The following is a 19256-nucleotide window of genomic DNA, read 5'->3' on the forward strand; positions in this document are numbered from 1 at the left end:
GCCAACTTCATCGAGCTTGCGAGTCCCCGACGCGGAGCCTCTCAGGGTTCTGCTGTTTTCGGAAGCCCCAATCTATGTCTATTATCTAGGCAGGAGGAGAAATCCAGCGTCTGCTAGCGGCTGGCCGGCCAATCGGATCCGGTCGCAGAGTTCTTGGCTTCGCCAGGATTCGATCGCGGGCTGCAGATCCTGGAGAGCAGGCGCATAGATCACGGCCGGCGCTATCGCCAGCCGATCGTCGCGAGACGGCCACAAAAGCCGAGATCTCGGGGACAGATTTCAACCCCGGTCAACGCGTGGAGCGCGCCAATATGCTGCCAGACTTTATCGGCGAGGGCGCTGGCAATACCTCAATTGTTGGCTGGCCTGCCGTATGCCGAATGTTGCGCCCTTGTGGCCCAGCTTGCGCGCGATAGGTTACCTTGCTGTCGCTTGCGGCCGAGCAGGTCATCGTAAATGTCCATCGTTCGCAATGCAATATCGGACCAATCGTACCGCGCGGCGCTTTCGCGGCGCATCACTTCGCGCTCCGTTGCGCTCGAACCTGTCTCCGTCAGCGCCAACAGCTTCGCACTCATCTCCTCGCAATCACCGACATGGAAAATGTGATCGGGATCGCCCACCACCTCGAGGTTGGGAGCGATATCACTTACCAGCACCGGCAATCCATAGCTGAGCGCTTCGAGCAGCACGATGGGCAATCCCTCATGCGACGACGGCAAGACGAACAGCGCGGCGTGGGCGTAGAGTTGTCGCAACCCGTCTCCGGTCTGGAATCCGGCCATGACAACGTTCTGGTGGCCGGCCGCTTCTCGAGCCAGCTGGTCTGCGTACTCGTTCCTGTGGTCGATCTTTCCAACTATGGCGAGCTTCCATCCCGGCAGTGCAGTGGCCAGAAATGCGCGCAACAGATCGAGTTGTCGCTTCTCGGGAACAAGCCGGCCGACCGTCAATATGTATCGTCCTGGCTCCAATCCCAACTCGATCACCTTTTCGCTTTGCTGTGGCAGATCCGAGAACACCACGCCATTCGGCACCACCTCGCATGGCTTGCCATACTTGGACGTGACCAGGTCACCGATGCTGCGGCTGACCGCGATGCGCCTGTTGGCATAGCGCATTCCAAGAGCTTCGCCGGTCCTCAGCACCATGCGCGCCGCCCAGCCCCATTTCTCCCTGTTGTAGTCCTCGCCATGATGCGTGACCACGACCCGTAGGCCGACGGCACGAAGCAATGGCGTTACAATCGCAGGACCTATGCCATGAATGTGGACCAATGCCGGCCGCCGCACCATTGCGACAATTGCGCAGACGACGGAATGCAGCAGGGTCTCGAGGTACTTGTTGCTCAGGGTCCACAGCCGCAGGACCCGCACCCCCCTCCATATCTTGGGGGCATCCGGCGCGACATAGGGCGACCGCATGCAGACGGTAACCCGCCTGCCGAGCTCGACCACCCTCGGTGCGAGATTTTCTGCATGTGTCTCGATACCACCCTGAACTTGAGGGAAGCCGCGGAAGCCGAACATGTAGATCTCACGCCTGCTCATCTGGACTTCCTCCCAATCTAATTGTTCATAAAGGTCCGCAGCGGGTAATGCTCGTCCGGGGTCATGCGGCCCTTGACCAACCGTGCCTTGACGTTCTTGTTCAAAAACGACGTTCGCTCGACGTGCGGCGACGGGCGCACATCGGAATAATTGATGTAGCTGTCAAAGCATATGCTCTTGCCCATCGAGACCTTGAGCTTGTTCTTGAGGACCCATAGCAGAGGCTCGCTCTTCGGAAGCTGAGGAACCAGGTTGGATCGCATCGCGGTCCGTGCGGTGGTCACCATCCAGCAATTCTGCCCACAGCTCGCGACCTTCTTCCGTGTCTGCTGAGCGGCCTCGCTATTCATGATCTCACTCCATGATTCCCGCGCGAGATTTCCCATGGGCAGATCCGAGCGGACGTTGCAGGCCCACACGTCCGACCAGGGGTCGATAAAGGCGAAATCTTTTCCCGCGCTGCATGGGATCAGCCGATCATGACCGAGAATCTTCTCGATCAGACCAAGGTTCAGATAGGCCCGAAACCAGTTCTTTGGCTTCGGACTGCGCAGCATCGCCGAAATCAGCCCCTCAACCTTGCGCGCGACCGCCTTGCGATCGTAGAAGTAATTGTCGTTCTTGTAGAACTGCCACGCATTGTGAAGCGTAGACGTTGCCAGCTCGAACCCTTCCTTGCGAGCGAACTCGTAGACATTGACGAGCTGATCGACGTTTTCGTCCTGGATGACCATGGCAAAGCCGAGGTCGGTGCCTCCGGCTTCGCGCAGCATACGAAGCCCGGCAATCTTGGTGTAGTATCCGTCCTTCTCGCCGCGAATTCTATCGCTTGTCTCCTGATCACCCTCCAGCGAGAAGCGCACCTTGATGTTGGGATGCTTCTTGATGATCGGAACAAGCCGCTCCGGATGCAGCCCGTTCGAAGATATCTCCGTCACTCTTGCTTTCGGATAGAGAAGGTCGATCATCTCTCCGAGGTCTTTGCGAAGCGTCGGTTCTCCACCCGATACGTTCAGATTGTCGAATCCGGAAGGAAGCTTCGACAACGTGGCCAGCGACACCTCTTCCTTTGGCTCGGTCGGATTCTGCCAGATGTAGCACATCTGGCACTTGGAATTGCAGCGGAACGTGGAAATGACGGTAAGGTCCATTTTATGATCCAACTTTCGTATGTGAGCCGACTGATGCAATCAGATCCTCGTACAACGAGAACAACGCCGAGCCATGCTCCTCGAGCGAGTATTCGTTCTCGACGATAGTCCGTGCGTTGCGCCCGAAGACCTCGCGACGACCGCGATCGATGAGAAGCGCTCCGATCTTTTCGGAGAGTTGGATGACGTCGCCGGGGTCGAACAACAGACCTGTGGTCCCGTCCCTGACCAGCTCGGGAATTCCACCAATGCGCGAAGCGACGATCGGCTTGCCATGCGCCATCGCTTCGAGGATCGAAAGCGGGCTATTTTCGTGCCAGACCGAGGGCACGACAATCAGCCCGGCCTCCGCGATCGTTCGCTGGAGGTCGATGCCCGTAAGATGCCCTCTGAAATCTACTGCAGGGTATTTCCGCTTGAACTCGTCGAGAAGCGGCCCGGTCCCGGCGATCACCAGCCGCCAGGCGCCTCGAGCTGCCGCGTGAGCTTCGAGGAGGTTCTCGACGCCCTTCTCGGGCGAGAGGCGCCCAAAATACAATGCGTATCCGTCATCGCCGATGGAGGCATCGATACGCGATGCATCTATCCCGTTCGGAATATGAACTACCTTCTCGCCGCCGAACCGACGGACGACGGCATCATACATGAACCTGCTCGGCGCAATGAATTTTCCGACGCGATGGTAGCTTCCGAGCAGCGCGTGATAGCGCGCCTCCGCCCAAAGCAACGCACTTCGTCCGAGGGATCCGTCGGCGCAACGGCGAGTGAGGATCGCCTCGAAGGCGCCGTCACCGCATCTCGCGCAGGGCTGTCCACCGCTGAGCTGCGTATAGACGGGACACACCGGCTTGTAGTCGTGAAGGGTGAGGACGACCGGCACTCCCATTTCGGCCGCGGCAGTGATGATCGAGGGAGTGAGCTGGTGATAGATGTTATGACAGTGCAATATGTCCGGCTTTTCATCGCGGATGAGACGCGTAATGTTCGAAACGGCTTCGGACGAATGAATGAACGACAGTGCCGATCTAAGCTTATCGCGCCTGGACGATGTGCGGTACGACTTCCGAGATACGAAGTACGACTGAAAGCGTGATGGGATGTTTCGATCGTCATGCATGGAGAATTCGGCGACGTCGACATTCCGCCGCCGCATCAAATCCATCTCGTCGAACATGACGACTTCGGAGCCGCCGTTCCGAAAGAAGAACTTGTTCGCGAATAGCACCTTCAGAGCACGCCGGTCCGGTGCTCCGAGCAGTTCCCGTTCAGAAAGAACGACATCTCGTTCCAGAGCCGACCTCGAACGCGCCGCCGCAACGGCGACATCATCGCTGCAATCGTACGAGGGTTCCGTCATCGGCGCAGCCCCAACCTGGAGATCGGAACAGGGTGCACTGCGAGGCCAGCAATGATGCCATCACAGTCGCTTTCGGTCGAGCCGTGCAAGGCTGATATCGTCGCAACCACAACCATCGTTGGATGATAGGCGGCCGCCATGCGCCGATATTGACGGCCGTCAACTTGCCACTGGCGCGCGACCTAAGATGAGGTGCTGGCCCCATTCGGGTCGGAATGCAGCCCCATTCGCCGGATACCGGGGTCCATCAAGGACATGCCAGGGCGCCCAAACGGCACATCTTCATGACCGGTGAGAACTGCAACGGAATTGCCGAGTCGCAACTGCTCGATGCAAGGCGGAGCGAGGATGCCCGAGCACCTTGAGCCAGCTGGCGCAATCCCCGATCAAGGGCTGATTGCGTTGGTCATGATGCTCCGATTCAACGGCCTTGCCATAGATCCTGAGCGCATCCGTCATCAGTTTGGGACCATCATCCGGGTCGCCGAGATTCTCCGCTGCGCCAAGGAACTCGGGCTGAAGGCTCGCGTCGTCAGAACCAATTGGTCAAAGCTATCCGCTCTCCCGATGCCAGCGCTCGCCATCCTTCGAGGGGACCAATTTCTCATCTTCGGAAAGGCCACCGAGGAACGGGTGATTGCGCTCGAGCCTGGTCGGCCGCAGCCGGTCGCCATCTCTCGAATGGAACTCGAAGCCGCCTGGGACGGCGCGGTCATCCTGATGACACGCCGAGCTTCCCTTTCCGATCTTGCACGCCGATTCGACATCACCTGGTTCCTCGGAGCGATTCGAAAATACCGGCGGTTACTGCTGGAGGTTCTCGCTGCCTCCTTCTGCCTCCAGCTGTTTGCCCTGGTCTCGCCCCTTTTCTTCCAGGTCGTTATAGACAAGGTTCTAGTGCATCGCAGCATGAGCACGCTGGACGTGCTTGCGATCGGCCTCGTAGCGACCGCCGTCTTTGAAACGATCCTTGGAATTCTACGCACATACCTCTTCTCGCACACCACCAATCGGATCGATGTCGAGCTCGGCGCCCGGCTGTTCCGTCACCTACTGGCACTGCCGATCGGCTACTTTCAAGCTCGGCGGGTGGGTGACTCCGTCGCAAGAGTCAGGGAACTCGAAAACATCCGCAATTTTTTGACGGGTTCAGCCCTGACACTGATTATCGACCTGTCCTTCTCGATCGTCTTCATTGCTGTGCTGTTCTTCTATTCGCCGGCTCTCACCTGGATCGTTCTTGCATCGCTTCCGATCTACGTCGCGATTTCGGCCGGAGCGACGCCTCTGTTTCAGCAGCGGCTCGACGAAAAATTTCAGCGGGGTGCGGAGAACCAGGCATTTCTCGTCGAGAGCGTAACCGCGATGGAAACGCTCAAGGCAATGGCCGTGGAGCCTCAGATGCAACGCCGCTGGGAGCAACAGCTCGCCGGATACGTGGCAGCTAGCTTTCGCGTCATCAGTCTGGCGAACGTGTCGAGCCAGTCGGTCCAGCTCGTCAACAAACTGGTCGGCGTCGCCATCCTCTATTTCGGCGCGCGATTCGTCATGGCCGGCGATCTGACCGTCGGTGAGCTCGTTGCCTTCAATCTGATCTCCGGCCGCATCAGCGCTCCGGTCCTGCGCGTGGCGCAAACCTGGCAGGATTTCCATCAGGCCCGGCTCTCGATCGCGCGTCTCGGCGACATCCTGAATACAGAGCCAGAGCCTGTTTACAGCCCTGGCAAGATGGCGCTAACCACCATCCGAGGCGAAATTTCGTTCGAACATGTGACGTTCCGCTACCGCATCGATGGACCGGAGATCCTTCGAGACGTGCAGCTGCGCGTCCCGGCAAAGCAGGTCATTGGAATAGTGGGCTCCTCGGGATCGGGGAAGAGCACTTTGGCCAAACTGGTGCAGCGGCTGTATGTCCCGGAGCGGGGCCGGGTGTTGGTCGACGGGATTGACGTGACACAGGTAGACCCTGCCTGGTTGCGACGACAGATCGGCGTGGTTCTCCAGGACAGCGTGCTCTTCAACTGTTCGATCCGGGATAATATCGCCTTCGCAGATCCTGGGACGTCGACGGAACGAGTGGTCGAAGCGGCCACGATGGCCGGTGCGCACAACTTCATTTTGCAGCTGCCGAACGGGTACGACACGATAGTGGGCGAGCGCGGAAGCAGCCTCTCGGGCGGACAGCGTCAGCGCATTGCGATTGCACGCGCGCTGGTCACCGATCCCCAGATCCTGATCTTCGACGAGGCGACCAGCGCACTCGATTATGAGAGCGAGCACATCGTTCAGCAGAACATGGCAAAAATCGTGCAAGGCCGTACCGTTCTGATCATTGCGCACCGGCTATCGGCCTTGCGAATGGCCGACCGGATCGTCACGATTGAAGATGGCCGCCTGGTCGAGGATGGCTCTCATCAGGAGCTGATCAAACGCGGAGGACGTTATTCAAAGCTCTTCCGCCTGCAAGCAGGCTTCCATGACCTCATGTAAGTTTCCTTTCGTTTGCGGCGACACGAACTGGCAACACGGTCGAGTTCACGCCGGTATTGACGGGGCCGCATGAAACAGACGACTGCATCGATTTTCGACGATCCCGGGCTGTTTGTGTTCGACCTGCTGCTTCGATTTCGTGGCGTCGACAGCAGCCTCGATCACATTCGCCAGCGGTTCGGCTCCGCGCCCATCGATGTCCCGGAAATGCTGGCCTATGCGAGGGAGCTCAATCTTTCCGCAACCTGCGTGCGAACCGATTGGGATAGGCTTTCAAGATTGGCCCTGCCCGGCATCCTGCCAATTCGCGGTGGGAGCTTTCTCCTGCTCGGAAAGGTGCATGGCCACGAGGCCGTAGTGATGTCCTCGGGGGCCGAAAGGCCATCCATCATTTCAAGACACGATCTCGAGTCCAATTGGGACGGACGACTGGTCGTGATCACCCGACGACGCGCCATCACCAGCTGGTTTCTGCGCGTTTCGCGATCCGTCCTGGAATTCCTCCGACGTTCAAAAGAGCGCTTCCTGTTCGTGGCGGCAAGGATGGCGGCAGCATTGTCGTCCCTCGCCGGTCGCGCGCCTGCAATCTCCAAGCCCCGGGCAGCGGCGCAGGCGCAGCCGCCCCAGAATGCAAACAGCGGGAACGCCGTCATTGTTTTCGCGGATCACGCCCGCAAGCTGGGACGCGCCGTTGCCGGGCTCACGCCGTCCCGCAGCACTCATCCCAGCGAAGCACTCGCTTTCCTCCCTGCGGCGCTCGAAATCGTCGAGACTCCCCCCTCGCCGGTTGGACGCTCGATCGTCGTCAGTATAACGGCGGGCTTCGTTGTCGCCCTGATCTGGGCCTGCATTGGAACCATCGACATCGTCGCGATCGCTCCTGGCAAGATCATCCCGAGCGACCGCACCAAGACCGTCCAGCCCTTCGAGACCGCCGTTGTCCGTACAATCCACGTTCAAGACGGCCAGTCCGTCAGAGCCGGTGATCGCCTGATTGATCTGGATGCGACCATGACCGCTGCAGAGCTGAATCGCCTCAAGAGCGATCTGCTGAGTTCGCAGCTCGATGTCGCCCGCCTGAAGGCGTTACTGTCGAACAAGTCCGACGCTGCTTCGGCCTTTGACCCGCCACCGGCCGCCACCCCTGCGCTGATCGAGCTGCATCGTCGTTTTCTCGCCAGCCAAACCGCCGAGCAGACCACGAAGCTCGCCGCAATTGACCGCCAGATCTCGCAAAGGGAAGCTGAACGAGCCACTTCGAAAGCGTCGATCGACAAGCTGAAGGCTACGATCGGCCCGCTGCAGCAGCGCGTCGAAATACGCGAGCAGCTGTACCAGAAGGAACTCGGATCCAAGTTGCAATATTTGGCGGACTACCAGGAACTTCTCGGCCAACGGCAGGAAATACTCGTTCAGCAAAGCCGTTTCAGCGAAGCGGATGCGGCCATCGCGGTCCTGGCGGAGACCCGCAAGAAGACCATTGCCGAGTTCGAACGCACCTTGTTCGAGGAGCTCGTAAAGGCGGAACAGAAGGCCGCCGGCCTCAGTCAGGACGTCATCAAGGCCGAGCGACACACCGGCCTGCAAAGCCTGACGGCGCCAATCGACGGCGTCGTACAGCAGCTCGCCGTTCATACGGTTGGAGGTGTGGTCACGCCCGCGCAACCAGTCATGATGATCGTTCCGCTCGAGAGCAATCTCGAAGTCGAAGCCATGATCTCAAATCAGGATATCGGCTTCGTCGAAGCAGGCCAGGACGCAGCGATCAAGATCGATACCTTCAACTTTACCCGGTACGGACTGATACAGGGCAAGGTCATCAGTATCTCCCAGGATGCCATTCCCCGCAACAAACCGCCGGAAAACAACAACGCGAAGTCGCTGGGCATGGGGACGGCCAGCAGCGAGCCGCAGGGGCAAGAGCTGGTCTATTCGGCACGCGTGTCACTCGACCGCAACTACATGAACGTCGAGAACAAGCGCGTCGGCCTTTCTCCCGGCATGGCCGCCACCGTCGAGATCAAGTCCGGCTCACGCAGCGTCATTGGTTATCTCTTGTCACCGATCATGCGGTACAAGCAGGAAAGCTTGCGCGAGCGATAGCGAGCCAGCTGCAGCGCACACGCTGCCGGTCGCAATATCCCGCTGCTACCGATGACGCTTCGCGGATGTCGGCATGCGGGCTTCAATCAGATACCCCAAGCCGAGAGCCAAACGGCTGGCGCCGACCCCGCACACCGCTCCGATGGCCTTCACGAGGGCATCGAGAAGCCGGGCATGCCGATCTGGCGTTAGCAGCTGGACACTTTCGAGAATAAGCGCGCTGAGGATCATCATGACAAAGATGCCTCGCGTGCGATGTGGCGCGCCGAACGCAAAGGCAAAGCCCGTTACGGCAAAGGCAGCGAAGTGCTCGAGCCGAAGGCCGGCCAATGTCGGACGGCTCTGAATCGGGGATAGCGTTGCAAATGCGATAAATACGAGTGCCGCCCACCCGAAGATGATGGCGGCCCTTTGGATCATGGCCATTTGCTCGTCCGTGCCGGCTCGAATTCGGGCAAGCGAGCGATCGCCAGCAAACGCGTCCAACCGGCTGGCATTCGGCCGTCTCGGGTCCTGTCGGCGCGCCAAATGCGCCTAGCCTTGACCACACTAACTCTTCGGGCGCGGCTCGATTTGCTGGATGAGACTAGCCGCCCTCAGCCCGGCCGCGGCCTCCTTTATTGTACCCCAAGGCAACTTGGATCGTTCGGCGATATCGAGGAGCGAATGATCCCCGTCCGACATATTCAGGACCCACAGCACCGCCATCTGGAAGTCTCCGGCCGCGAGCCCGCCGAGTCCACGGTAGAGGCCATAATTGCCCAGTTTTGGTTCGCAGAATGGCTTCTCGTTCCGAAAGCAGGCGTTGTTCTCGATGACATCGATAGCTGCAATCGCCTTCGTCAGGGTATCGTACAACGCGGCGGGACGAACAAAGTCCAGATTGTCGGCCGAGCTGTGATACTCCGTGAATTTGCCGAAGGGCGTTCGCATCACGGTCCCGATCGGGAGGTTGAAGCCGGGCGAGCAATATTGCCGTTCGTCGTAGCCGTAGGGAGAAAACTCCTGGATTTCGTGCGGTTCGCCGCTCTGCTCAAGCACGTAAGACCAGGCGCGATCGATCTCCGCGTTGCCGCGGCGGCTCTTCTTATAGGTCATCGCCCCCGCATCGCCGGCGCAGGTCAACACAAATCCATGCTTCACGCGACCGACGTGAGCCTCGTTGAGCGCCAGCCAGGTAATCGCCCCGATCGTGCCGGGAACGAACACGAAGCGATAAGTGTACCTGAGCTCCATCTTCCGCAGGTGCTGGGCGAGCGCCGTTGCCACCGCGATTCCGGACAGGTTGTCATTGCAGAGCGACGGGTGACAGATATGGCAGGAGATCAGCACCTCCTCCGAGGTCCGCCCAAGCAGTCTCAGATCCCCATAAGTCAGATGGCCCGGAGCGAGATCCGCATCGATGCAGATCTCGTAATCGTCCTCCTGCATCGCCAATAGTTGATCGTGCGACAGACAGAAGCCCCAGGTCTGCTTGTAATAGCTGGTCCGATAGGGGATCCAGTCCGGCTTATCCGGATCCGAATAGAGGTGAGGCTTGAGCTCCTCGAGCGTCATGCGCGCCCTCACCGGCATGCTGTAGCCAAGAAGGTGCAGGTTCGACTCCTTGAAGTCGATCACGCGCTCGCCGGCGCTGTTCTTGACGTACGCATCGCGCACGTTCCACTCCAGTGGAACGGTCCAATCAAACACCTGGAGGCCGGACGGCACTTCGCAGGTGGTGAGCGGAATATGGTTTCGGATGAGATCGATCGTTCTTCGGACCCCATCCCCCGTTATGCTTCGGGCAATAGGATACATGTCTGCGATAAACGCGTGGAGTGCACGTCCGGTCTTGTCCGCCGACAGGTCGACGGCCGCGTCACTCTCCCTGAGATCAGAGAGGTCTGCATGCCTTGCTATATCATCCATGCGTCCCCTCCCCGGGATCCCGATTGACTCAATCCACGATCCTGGGCTCGGGAATCGGCACCACGAACTGTGCGCCCCAGCTGCGGGCGAACGACAGCTGGCTGACGATCTCCCGCTTCAGGTTCCAGGGCAGAATGAGTATGTAGTCCGGCTTTGTCACGTTGATGCGCTCGGGCTCGAGAATTGGAATGTGAGATCCCGGCAGCAACGACCCCTGCTTGTGCGGGTTTCGGTCGACCGTATACTCAATGAGATCAGTGGTAATGCCGCAGTAGTTCAGGAGAGTGTTGCCCTTGGCAGGGGCGCCGTACCCGACGACGCGCTTGCCCTGTCGCTTCGCCTCCTCGAGGAAGGAAAGAAGCTTTTGCCTGGTTTGCAGGGCGCGATCTTCGAACGCGTCGTAGTAGTCGAGATTGGCGTATCCGGCGTCGATCTCGCGGCGTCTGAGATCCAGGACCCGATGGGAGATCGGGTGCCATCCCTTGTTGGCGTGCTGAGCATAGATCCGCAACGAACCACCATGGGTCGGCAACTCTTCGACATCGAACAATGTCAAGCCATGTGCCGCGAAGATCTTCTCGACGGCAATGAGCGAGAAGTATGAAAAGTGCTCATGATAGATCGTGTCGATCTGACATTCGTCAAACAGACGCATCAGATGGGGGAATTCCATCGTGATAACACCGGCATCAGCGAGAAGAACGCTCATGCCTTTGACGAAGTCGTTCAAGTTCGGCACGTGAGCCAGGACGTTGTTTCCGATCAACAGATCGGCGCGCAGCCCCTCGCGTCGCAAGGTACGAGCCACACGTTCGCCGAAGAACTCCACACGGGTCGGAATGCCCTTCGCGCGCGCCACGGCGGCGACGTTCTGGGCCGGCTCGATGCCGAGAACCGGCACATCGGCTTCGACGAAATATTGCAGCAAATAGCCGTCGTTGCTTGCGATCTCGACGACCTTGCTGTTCGCTCCGATTCCGAACCTTTCGATGACGCGGGTGACGTAGGACTTGGCATGCTGCAGCCATGAATCGCTATAGGACGAAAAGTAGGCATAGTCCCCGAAGATATTCTCCGGCGCCTCCCATTCCTCGAGTTGGACGAGGAAGCACTCTCCGCAAACGAAGGCTCGCAACGGAAAGAAACGCTCGTCCTGCTTGGCCTTCTCGTTTCGAAGATAGGAATTCGCCAACGGAGACATTCCGAGATCGATGAACACGCGTTCGAGGGGCGCGTTGCAGAAACGACAACAGCTCAACTCCATTGCATGCGCGGTTGGCGCTTTGACGTTAAGGGTGGATGCCGCTTCCTTCAGCATTCTATGGCTCCTGCCGGTGGCAATCTGTGATGTCACCGAAAGGCTAGCGTTGGCCGGGGCAGAGCTATTGACGGTCGTCAAGTCACACTCGCTTTTTTTGCGAACGCGGGGCCCTCACCTACCTGGATGCGACGACATTCATGCGGGCCTTCAGTTCGTCCCCGATGTCGCCGTAGGGCTTCCATGCCCTGTCACGGTCCGAGAGCACGCGCACCTCCGCCGGCCAGGAAATTCCGAGCGAAGGATCGTCATGCGGCAGCCCACCTTCTGCGCCTGGCGTGTAATAGTTGCTTATGAGATAAATCAGCTCCGTGTCGTCGGTGAGCGTGACGAATCCATGCGCGAAGCGTTCCGGTATGTAGAGCCCGCGGCCATTGTCCGCGGAGAGGTTGACGGTGACGTGCCGCAGATAGGTTGGCGATTCCGGCCGCAGGTCGACGATCACGTCGGCCACCGCCCCCCTGGTGCATCGGACATACTTGCTTTCGGCAGCGGGCGGATACTGAAAATGCAGACCGCGCAAAGTCCCGCGCTTTGCGTTGTAGCTGATACTTCCCTGCGCAACCACGGGCTTGAGGCCGTGCGCGAGGAATGTGTCGGCGCAAAATACCCGAGCGAAGTATCCGCGGTTGTCCTGATGCCTATCGATCTCCACCGTGTAGGCGCCGGCGAGGATGGTTTCGGAAAATATCATGCGACGGACGAATTTGTTCAGCTACGACAGAAACACGATCCGACAAAGTTTGATGGCAAGCCAGAGCAGGGCGAGATCCCACGCAACGACACTGACCAGCGCAACTGCGATGGCGAGGACGGGCCAATCGAGGGTGGCCCTGAATTGGGTTGCGTAGGATGCGGTCCTGATTTGATCGAATTCAGACATTGCCCGCGCAATCTGTGACGTGACCTCACGGCAGCTTAGCCAAAGCCAGGCTCGCAAATCTGACAAAGCTCAATAACGGGGGCTGCACAAGGGCGGCGTCCAAACGACGCCGTGGGTAGGGCTGCTCCCCGCCGGGCCTGGCTCGATCCCCCAGGGGGGGGAATGCCGAAAAGTCGGCGACCTGCGCTCCGCTCGAACCGCACTGCGGCAATCGGAAAAGATCGCCCGGAATCCCGGTCGGGGCTGGCGCCAAGTTGAGAACCCTCAAATTCGTGGCGTTCTTGTGTCATCAGATGCGCTCGGGCGGCGCGCAATTGCGGTTTTCACAAATCACGCGTTGAGAGGGCTTTGACGATGAACATTCGGTCACGTTTTTTCTCGGAAGCAAACCAGGACAGTTTCGCAAGATCGGGAGCGCTGCGATTTCGAGCGCGAGCTGCGATTCCAGGCGGAGCACATACCTACGCGAAGGGCGACGATCAGTACCCGCTCCTCGCGCCAGGCTTCATCTCAAGAGGCTCGGGCTGCCATGTATGGGACGTCGACGGCAACGAGTTCATCGAATACGGAATGGGACTGCGCGCAGTGTCGCTGGGCCATGGCTTTCCCGCTGTCGTGAACGCCGCAGTCGAGCAACTGTCACGAGGCACGAACTTTACGCGGCCTTCGGCGCTCGAGGTCGAATGTGCGGAACGCCTGATCGCGCTCGTCCCCGGCGCCGACATGGCGAAATTCACCAAGGACGGATCGACGGCCACCACGGCTGCAATCCGGCTTGCCCGAGCATACACGGGCCGGGACATGATAGCGCTTTGCTCCGACCATCCCTTCTTCTCCTACGACGACTGGGCGATCTGCACGACCCCCATGAACGCCGGCATTCCGCAGGCGACGGCGCAACTGACACAGGGCTTCCGATATAATGACCTGTCCTCCGCGGAGGCGCTCTTCGCCCGGCACCCCGGTCGGATGGCAGCCCTGATCCTCGAAGCCGAAAAGGAAGTGCCGCCGGCTCCAGACTATCTCGCCGCGCTGCGCGAGCTCTGTCATCGGAACGGTGCCCTTTTGATCATCGACGAGATGATCACTGGCTTTCGATGGCCGGAGTGCTCTGCCCAGCGTCACCATGGAATAGAGGCCGATCTATCGACCTTCGGCAAGGCGATGGGCAACGGCATCGCCATTTCTGCGCTGCTCGGCAAGCGCGAGATCATGGAGCTGGGCGGCCTCGATCACGATCGCGATCGCGTCTTCCTGCTTTCGACGACACATGGCGCCGAGACTCACGCATTGGCTGCGGCCTTGGCCGTCATGGATACCTACCGGGACGAGCCGGTCATCGAGACGCTCCACCGCCAAGGACACCGCCTCAAGGCGGGCATCGAAGAGGCCACGCAGCGCCGTGGACTGACCAGCTACTTCAAGCTCGCGGGCCGGGCGTCAAATCTGGTCTATGCCTGTTGCGATCGCGACGGCATACCATCACAGATCTTCCGCACATTGTTTCTCCAGGAGACAATCCGCCGCGGCTTGCTGGCGCCCTCATTGGTCACGAGCTATTCCCATTCCAACGATGATATCGACCGGTCCATCGAAGCCATCGACGGCGCACTCGCCGTATATCGGAGGGCATTGGAGGACGGGCCGGAAGCTCATTTGATTGGCCGGTCGGTCGCGCCGGTATTCCGTCGACGAGCCGGGCTTGGCGCGATCGCAACGCCGAAATCCGAAGTTCGCCGTTCAGGCTAGCGAGAATCCGGTTGATCGATCAAAGCCTAACGCGCCAGCAATTGTGTCTATTTCGATCTCCATATGATCGCACCCGGCATCCGAAAATGAATCGCCGCGAACTACAAGAAGCAGTTCGCGGCGGGACGCTCGTAACGCTATATCCGCTCAATCAGCGGCTCGTCCGTTCGAAATCCTCGCAAGTCCCTCAAGATCGATGAACTTGATCGTCTTGCGATTGGGAAGGTCGATGACCTTCTTCGCCTTGAACTCGGCCAGGGTACGACAAACCGTTTCGAGCGACGTCCCAACGTGGTCTGCGATATCGGCTCGGGGCAACTGAAGCCGAAGCGCGCCAGGACGTTTGGGGTCCGCGCGCAAGTGCGGCCGAATGCGCAGCAAGAGCCAAGCTATGCGGGCCACGCAGTTCTTTTGGCTCATGGTCATCACCAGGGTGAGCGTATCTGCCAGCACCTGATGGGCACCACACGGCTCGTCGCTCCGGCACACCCCGGAAGTCTTCGATCGGATGACGCGACAATCCGTCACGGCCTCCGCAGTGAACTGTTGATGGGTAGGATGGCTCGGCATGACGACATCGCCGGGCCAGTAGAAGGCAAGTATTTGGCGATTTCCGTTCTCGAGCAGGCGCACGGCCCGCACGACGCCCTCGACGATCTGAATCTTCTGAGCTTCTTCTTCGCCTTCCCAAAAGAGAGCCCTGCAACGAGGGACGAAAGACGTGGACGGGCGCCGGAAATCGGGAATATTGGTTGACCTATGAACTAGCGAAGGCGATCTACTATCCTGGATCGAAGTGGATTCTCTAAGCATTTGAACTCACCTCAGCACGTAATCCAATACGCTGAAGTGTAGGCGCTCCTGATCCGAAGGATATTCAGGCTGATGCAGTAGGATTTTTCCGGTTCCGCCTAAGCCGTTTGGACTAGTCCATCCGGCGAAGAAACTATTCGTTGCCTATGCCACGTCCAAAAGAGCAAAAGACTCGTGCAGACTTGCAGCGAAAGCGCTCGCATTTATGCCACCTGTGCCCAATGGCACAGCGTCCTTTCCCGGACGGAATTCTCGAAGAGCTTGCGTTTGAGGAGCCACAATTGTCCGCGTAGCACCGGTTCGATCGAAAGCTACAAGCGCCCTGGGGGCCGTCCCACAGTCCTCATGGCACCAATCGCGTGCGCCAGCGCCTTGCGCGCAAGTCGGCGCCGCAACGGGTGCAAATGGTTTTGAGATCTTGATCAGCTCCGCCGTGATGTCCTCATAGAGGCCGTCGGGCAAAATCGCTCCGGATCGACCGACATCGCGCGGCGTCTCTTCTTTCAAGCGATATTCGGTGGCGACAACCGTGCGCCGGACGCCGCAACCGACGCCGACCACGCTCACCGCGGCCGAGACGACGCATCCCTGCTGGAGCATCTTTCATCGAGGGCACGGCGACCGGCAGACGTCGCCAGGCACCCTCGCCTTCGATCACGAGGCTCCCGCGTCGCGAAGTCGCCAACCCGCAAACTACGGGATCCTGGCGTGGTCGACACTGCTTGAGCGAGCTCCGCCACCACCAAAACAGAGCCCCGGAACCACATCAAAGCGACCGCAGTCGAGAAAATGCAGCGGTCACCCGATCGGCCTTCGAAGCAGAAATCGGTCCATCGGTCTGCGCTCGTCGGTCGCCGACGACCACTTCCGGGCCTTGGCTATTATCCTGGTCGATCAGGAACCGATTGCTTCTCATTCTGCTGGTGGTCAACCTGTCCCTGGGCCCGACAAGCTTGGCGGCTATGAAGGCTGCCTCCGTCCGATTGCGGGCACAAAGCGCGCGCAGGAGCGCCGCCGTATGGATCTTGCTAGTCCCCTCCGCGATGCTCAGCTCGCGCGCAATCTCTTTATTCGACATTCCCTGAGCCAGCAGCGGAAGGATTTCGTTTTGCCGGCGCGTCAATCGCAGAGACTCCAATTTGACGTTGACGGCTTGAGCTGGCTCCGGCCGGCTGACGTCGTCATCGGCCAGCCACCGCGGAACATAAATGCGTCCGGTCAACAGGTCGCCGATCGCAGACAGCAATTCCTCATCCGACTGAAGCTTGGGCAGAAACCCGTGAAACCCAGCCGAAAGGCATTTCAGCACGTCCGCGCGGCTGCTCGAAGCCGACATCACCGCAATACGAGTAGCCGGCCTCAAGTCGACGATTTCGGAGAGAACGGCAAGCGAACGCTGATTGAGGCAATCTCGATCAATCAGGATCAGATCGATATCTGTCTGCAGCTCGAAATTCGCGAGCTGCGACGCGTCTATGACGCGAGACTTCTTAAACCGTGCCTCAACTACCTCTCGGAGGCCACTGCGATAAACACTATGCTCATCAACAATTAGAATTGCAGGCACTGCTCAATCTCCGAGCAATCCCGTACTCTTACCCGGGACTCTCACACCGTTGGCAGCTTGAACTGATTAAGCGGCAAAACACCTTCGATCGGCACGTTTGCTCGGTATCCCCTCTCTCCGGGCTACACGCCACCCTCCCCTCAAACAGGAATTGCCGCGCTGCAACAATGTTATAACTAGCCGGGGAAAAGTCAACAGATTACAACAAATGGTTTCCAAATGTTGCCGCCCCAATGAGCCTCGTTGGCTCCATAGCGTCGGCAGACAAATGCGTGAACCTTTCCGTCGCAGAAGATACTAAGTGCGCGCAATCGCCGGAAGGATTTCGGGGATTGGCGTCCACCGCAGATGGGGATCCAACTGCTCCGTTTGCTGCAGGTGTCGCAGTTCGGAGAGACGCGTAAATGGCGCGGCATTGAACGTCGCTTCGTCGAGTTGGATGCGCTTGAACACGCCCTTCAATTGACTCGCGCCGCGCTGCGCATTCCATTGGCAGCGGAAATTCGGCATGTGGGCCTTGATCTTCGTGAAGGAGACTCGATAGCTGCGATTGTCAGGACCACTCGGGCCGAACGAAAGATCGCAACCGGTGAAAGTATCGTTCACGATCTCCGCGATCTCTCGCACCGTGTAGTTCTGACTTTCGTCGCCGACATTGAACGCCTCGGCGCAAACCGCTTCGCGGGGCGCATCCAGGGCGCACAGGATGGCCTGGCAGATGTCTTCGATGTGGACCAACGGGCGACAAGGCGTGCCGTCGCTCATGACGCGGATTTTTCCCGTTGTGAACGCCCACCCTGCAAGGTTGTTCAGGACGAGATCGAAGCGCTGTCGGGGAGACGCTCCGAACGCGGTGGCGTTGCGCAGAAACACGGGCGTGAACCGGGAGTCGGTCAGCTCGACGAGATCGCGTTCGACGAGCACTTTGCATCGCGCATAGGCCGTCTGAGGTTCGCAGGAAGACGTCTCGGATTTCACCTCGCTGCCGGCGGCGCCATAGATGCTGCAGGAGGACGCGTAGATGAATCGCCCGATACCTGCTTCCCTGCACATGCGGGCAAATCCGACGGACCCGCGATGGTTGATCTCCATCGTAATCGCGGGATCATTCTCTCCCAGCGGATCATTGGAGAGCTCCGCCAAATGAACCACAGCGTCGAAGCCTTCCAAATCCGACAGTGACAGCTGCCGCGTATCCCGCGACATGACCATCGGCCGTGTCCTGCCGTCATCGAACAACCAGCCGCGGCGGTAGAGGCCGGTATCGATCCCAATCGCATCATAACCGTGCTCGAGCAATCTCGGGCCGAGCACCGCTCCGATATATCCGTCAGCTCCGGTGAAGAGAACGCGCATCTGATTCATCTCCTCAGAGGGTTGCCCGATCGGGAATTGCGGGGTGCGGTATCTTGGCGCCTCCATTCGCGGCGCCGCCCTTGTTCCAGACGCACCAGGGTGGATCTCCGCTGTCCCAGAGATCCTGCAGAATGGCCTTGTCGCGCAAGGTGTCCATATTCTGCCAGTAGCCGCGGTGCCTGTAGACGGCGAGCTGGTCCTGCTCGGTCAGACGGGCAAGTGGCTCGTTTTCCCAGCTCGTGCTGTCATCGTCGATGAGATCGAGGGCCTGAGGCTCGACGACGAAGAAACCTCCGTTGATGACCTGGCCGTCGCTCGCGTCCTTCTCGCGAAAGCCGGCGGCGCGGGGACGGTCAGACGAGAGATTGATCGCGCCAAAGCGGCCGGGCAACTGGACCGCGGTAACCGTCGCCAGGGCACCCTGTTGATGGTGGAATTTGATTAGCGCACGGATATCGACGTCGCTGACGCCATCGCCGTATGTCATGCAGAAGGTCGAATTCCCGAGATGCTCGCGCACGCGCTTGACGCGTCCCCCGGTCATCGTCTTCTCCCCGGTATCGACAAGCGTCACCTGCCAGGGCTCCGATCCGTTTCGATGCATTTCGATGCGGTTGCGCTGAAGATCGAGCGTGAAGTCTCCCTGATGGGACAAATAGCTCATGAAATAGTCTTTGATCACCGTACCCTTGTAGCCGCAGCAAATGACGAACTCGTTGAGGCCGTGGTGGGAATACAGCTTCATGATATGCCACAGGATCGGACGACCACCGATTTCAACCAGCGGCTTCGGGACCACCGAAGTGTGCTCGCTCAATCTCGTACCGTAGCCACCGGCGAGAATAACAACCTTCATAGGGATCTCCTATCCTGGGTTCCCCACCGAACATGCGCGGATGCATCTTCGGATGGCGCAGCCCGGACCGTAGTTCGCTGCGGCACGACCGAGTTGATGACCGTCAACTCGGCAAAGCGGCGCCGGTCGATGCGCTACTCCTCGTCATCACA

General features: G+C 59.3%; 14 protein-coding genes. 3 read left to right on the forward strand and 11 right to left on the reverse strand.

Features of this window, described 5'->3' with window-relative positions; translation table 11 throughout:
• Nucleotides 1-350: 350 nt before the first annotated feature.
• From JQ566_RS16850 to JQ566_RS16860, 3 genes are read right to left on the reverse strand one after another with little or no spacing between them, the layout of a single operon-like run.
• Nucleotides 351-1550 (reverse strand): glycosyltransferase family 4 protein, encoded by a 1200-nt coding sequence (locus JQ566_RS16850; protein WP_212373627.1) that lies wholly within the window; start codon nucleotides 1548-1550, stop codon nucleotides 351-353.
• A 17-nt stretch (nucleotides 1551-1567) separates the two neighbouring features.
• Nucleotides 1568-2701: a radical SAM protein gene (locus JQ566_RS16855; protein WP_212373628.1), complete on the reverse strand. Its 1134-nt coding sequence runs from the start codon at nucleotides 2699-2701 to the stop codon at nucleotides 1568-1570.
• Nucleotide 2702: 1 nt separating this feature from the next.
• Nucleotides 2703-4058 carry a glycosyltransferase family 4 protein gene (locus JQ566_RS16860; RefSeq protein ID WP_249139518.1) on the reverse strand — a complete coding sequence of 452 codons (1356 nt, stop codon included), beginning with the start codon at nucleotides 4056-4058 and terminating at the stop codon, nucleotides 2703-2705.
• A 348-nt stretch (nucleotides 4059-4406) separates the two neighbouring features.
• Here JQ566_RS16860 and JQ566_RS16865 point away from each other — a divergent pair, with 348 nt between their 5' ends.
• A complete protein-coding gene (locus JQ566_RS16865) occupies nucleotides 4407-6548 on the forward strand; it encodes a type I secretion system permease/ATPase (protein WP_212373629.1) in 2142 nt (713 codons plus the stop codon).
• Between the two features lie 69 nt (nucleotides 6549-6617).
• Entirely contained in the window at nucleotides 6618-8651 is a 2034-nt protein-coding gene (locus JQ566_RS16870) for an HlyD family type I secretion periplasmic adaptor subunit (protein ID WP_212373630.1), read from the forward strand.
• 45 nt (nucleotides 8652-8696) lie between these two features.
• On the opposite strand, the gene JQ566_RS16875 is transcribed toward JQ566_RS16870, so the two are convergent.
• From JQ566_RS16875 to rfbC, 4 genes are all read right to left on the reverse strand, one after another.
• Entirely contained in the window at nucleotides 8697-9077 is a 381-nt protein-coding gene (locus JQ566_RS16875; protein WP_212373632.1) for a VanZ family protein, read from the reverse strand.
• A 123-nt stretch (nucleotides 9078-9200) separates the two neighbouring features.
• Entirely contained in the window at nucleotides 9201-10562 is a 1362-nt protein-coding gene (locus JQ566_RS16880; protein ID WP_212373634.1) for a DUF4910 domain-containing protein, read from the reverse strand.
• 28 nt (nucleotides 10563-10590) lie between these two features.
• A complete protein-coding gene (locus tag JQ566_RS16885) occupies nucleotides 10591-11826 on the reverse strand; it encodes a class I SAM-dependent methyltransferase (protein ID WP_212374111.1) in 1236 nt (411 codons plus the stop codon).
• 172 nt (nucleotides 11827-11998) lie between these two features.
• A complete protein-coding gene (gene rfbC / locus JQ566_RS16890; RefSeq protein WP_212373636.1) occupies nucleotides 11999-12574 on the reverse strand; it encodes a dTDP-4-dehydrorhamnose 3,5-epimerase in 576 nt (191 codons plus the stop codon).
• A gap of 543 nt (nucleotides 12575-13117) precedes the next feature.
• Between rfbC and JQ566_RS16895 the strand changes: the two genes are divergently transcribed.
• On the forward strand, nucleotides 13118-14512 hold the full coding sequence (locus JQ566_RS16895) for a glutamate-1-semialdehyde 2,1-aminomutase (RefSeq protein ID WP_212374113.1): 1395 nt from the start codon (nucleotides 13118-13120) through the stop codon (nucleotides 14510-14512).
• Nucleotides 14513-14659: 147 nt separating this feature from the next.
• On the opposite strand, the gene JQ566_RS16900 is transcribed toward JQ566_RS16895, so the two are convergent.
• From JQ566_RS16900 to rfbF, 4 genes are all read right to left on the reverse strand, one after another.
• Entirely contained in the window at nucleotides 14660-15325 is a 666-nt protein-coding gene (locus JQ566_RS16900; RefSeq protein WP_212373638.1) for a Crp/Fnr family transcriptional regulator, read from the reverse strand.
• A 766-nt stretch (nucleotides 15326-16091) separates the two neighbouring features.
• Nucleotides 16092-16892 (reverse strand): LuxR C-terminal-related transcriptional regulator, encoded by an 801-nt coding sequence (locus JQ566_RS34975; RefSeq protein WP_212373639.1) that lies wholly within the window; start codon nucleotides 16890-16892, stop codon nucleotides 16092-16094.
• A gap of 297 nt (nucleotides 16893-17189) precedes the next feature.
• The gene (locus JQ566_RS16910) at nucleotides 17190-18248 is read right to left on the reverse strand and encodes an NAD-dependent epimerase/dehydratase family protein (RefSeq protein WP_212373640.1); all 1059 of its coding nucleotides are present in this window, start codon (nucleotides 18246-18248) and stop codon (nucleotides 17190-17192) included.
• A gap of 13 nt (nucleotides 18249-18261) precedes the next feature.
• On the reverse strand, nucleotides 18262-19104 hold the full coding sequence (gene rfbF / locus JQ566_RS16915; protein ID WP_212373641.1) for a glucose-1-phosphate cytidylyltransferase: 843 nt from the start codon (nucleotides 19102-19104) through the stop codon (nucleotides 18262-18264).
• Nucleotides 19105-19256 lie beyond the last annotated feature (152 nt).

Origin of the sequence: Bradyrhizobium sp. SZCCT0231 (assembly GCF_018130245.1) — a bacterium.
In the GTDB taxonomy this organism is placed as follows: Bacteria; Pseudomonadota; Alphaproteobacteria; order Rhizobiales; family Xanthobacteraceae; genus Bradyrhizobium; species Bradyrhizobium japonicum_F.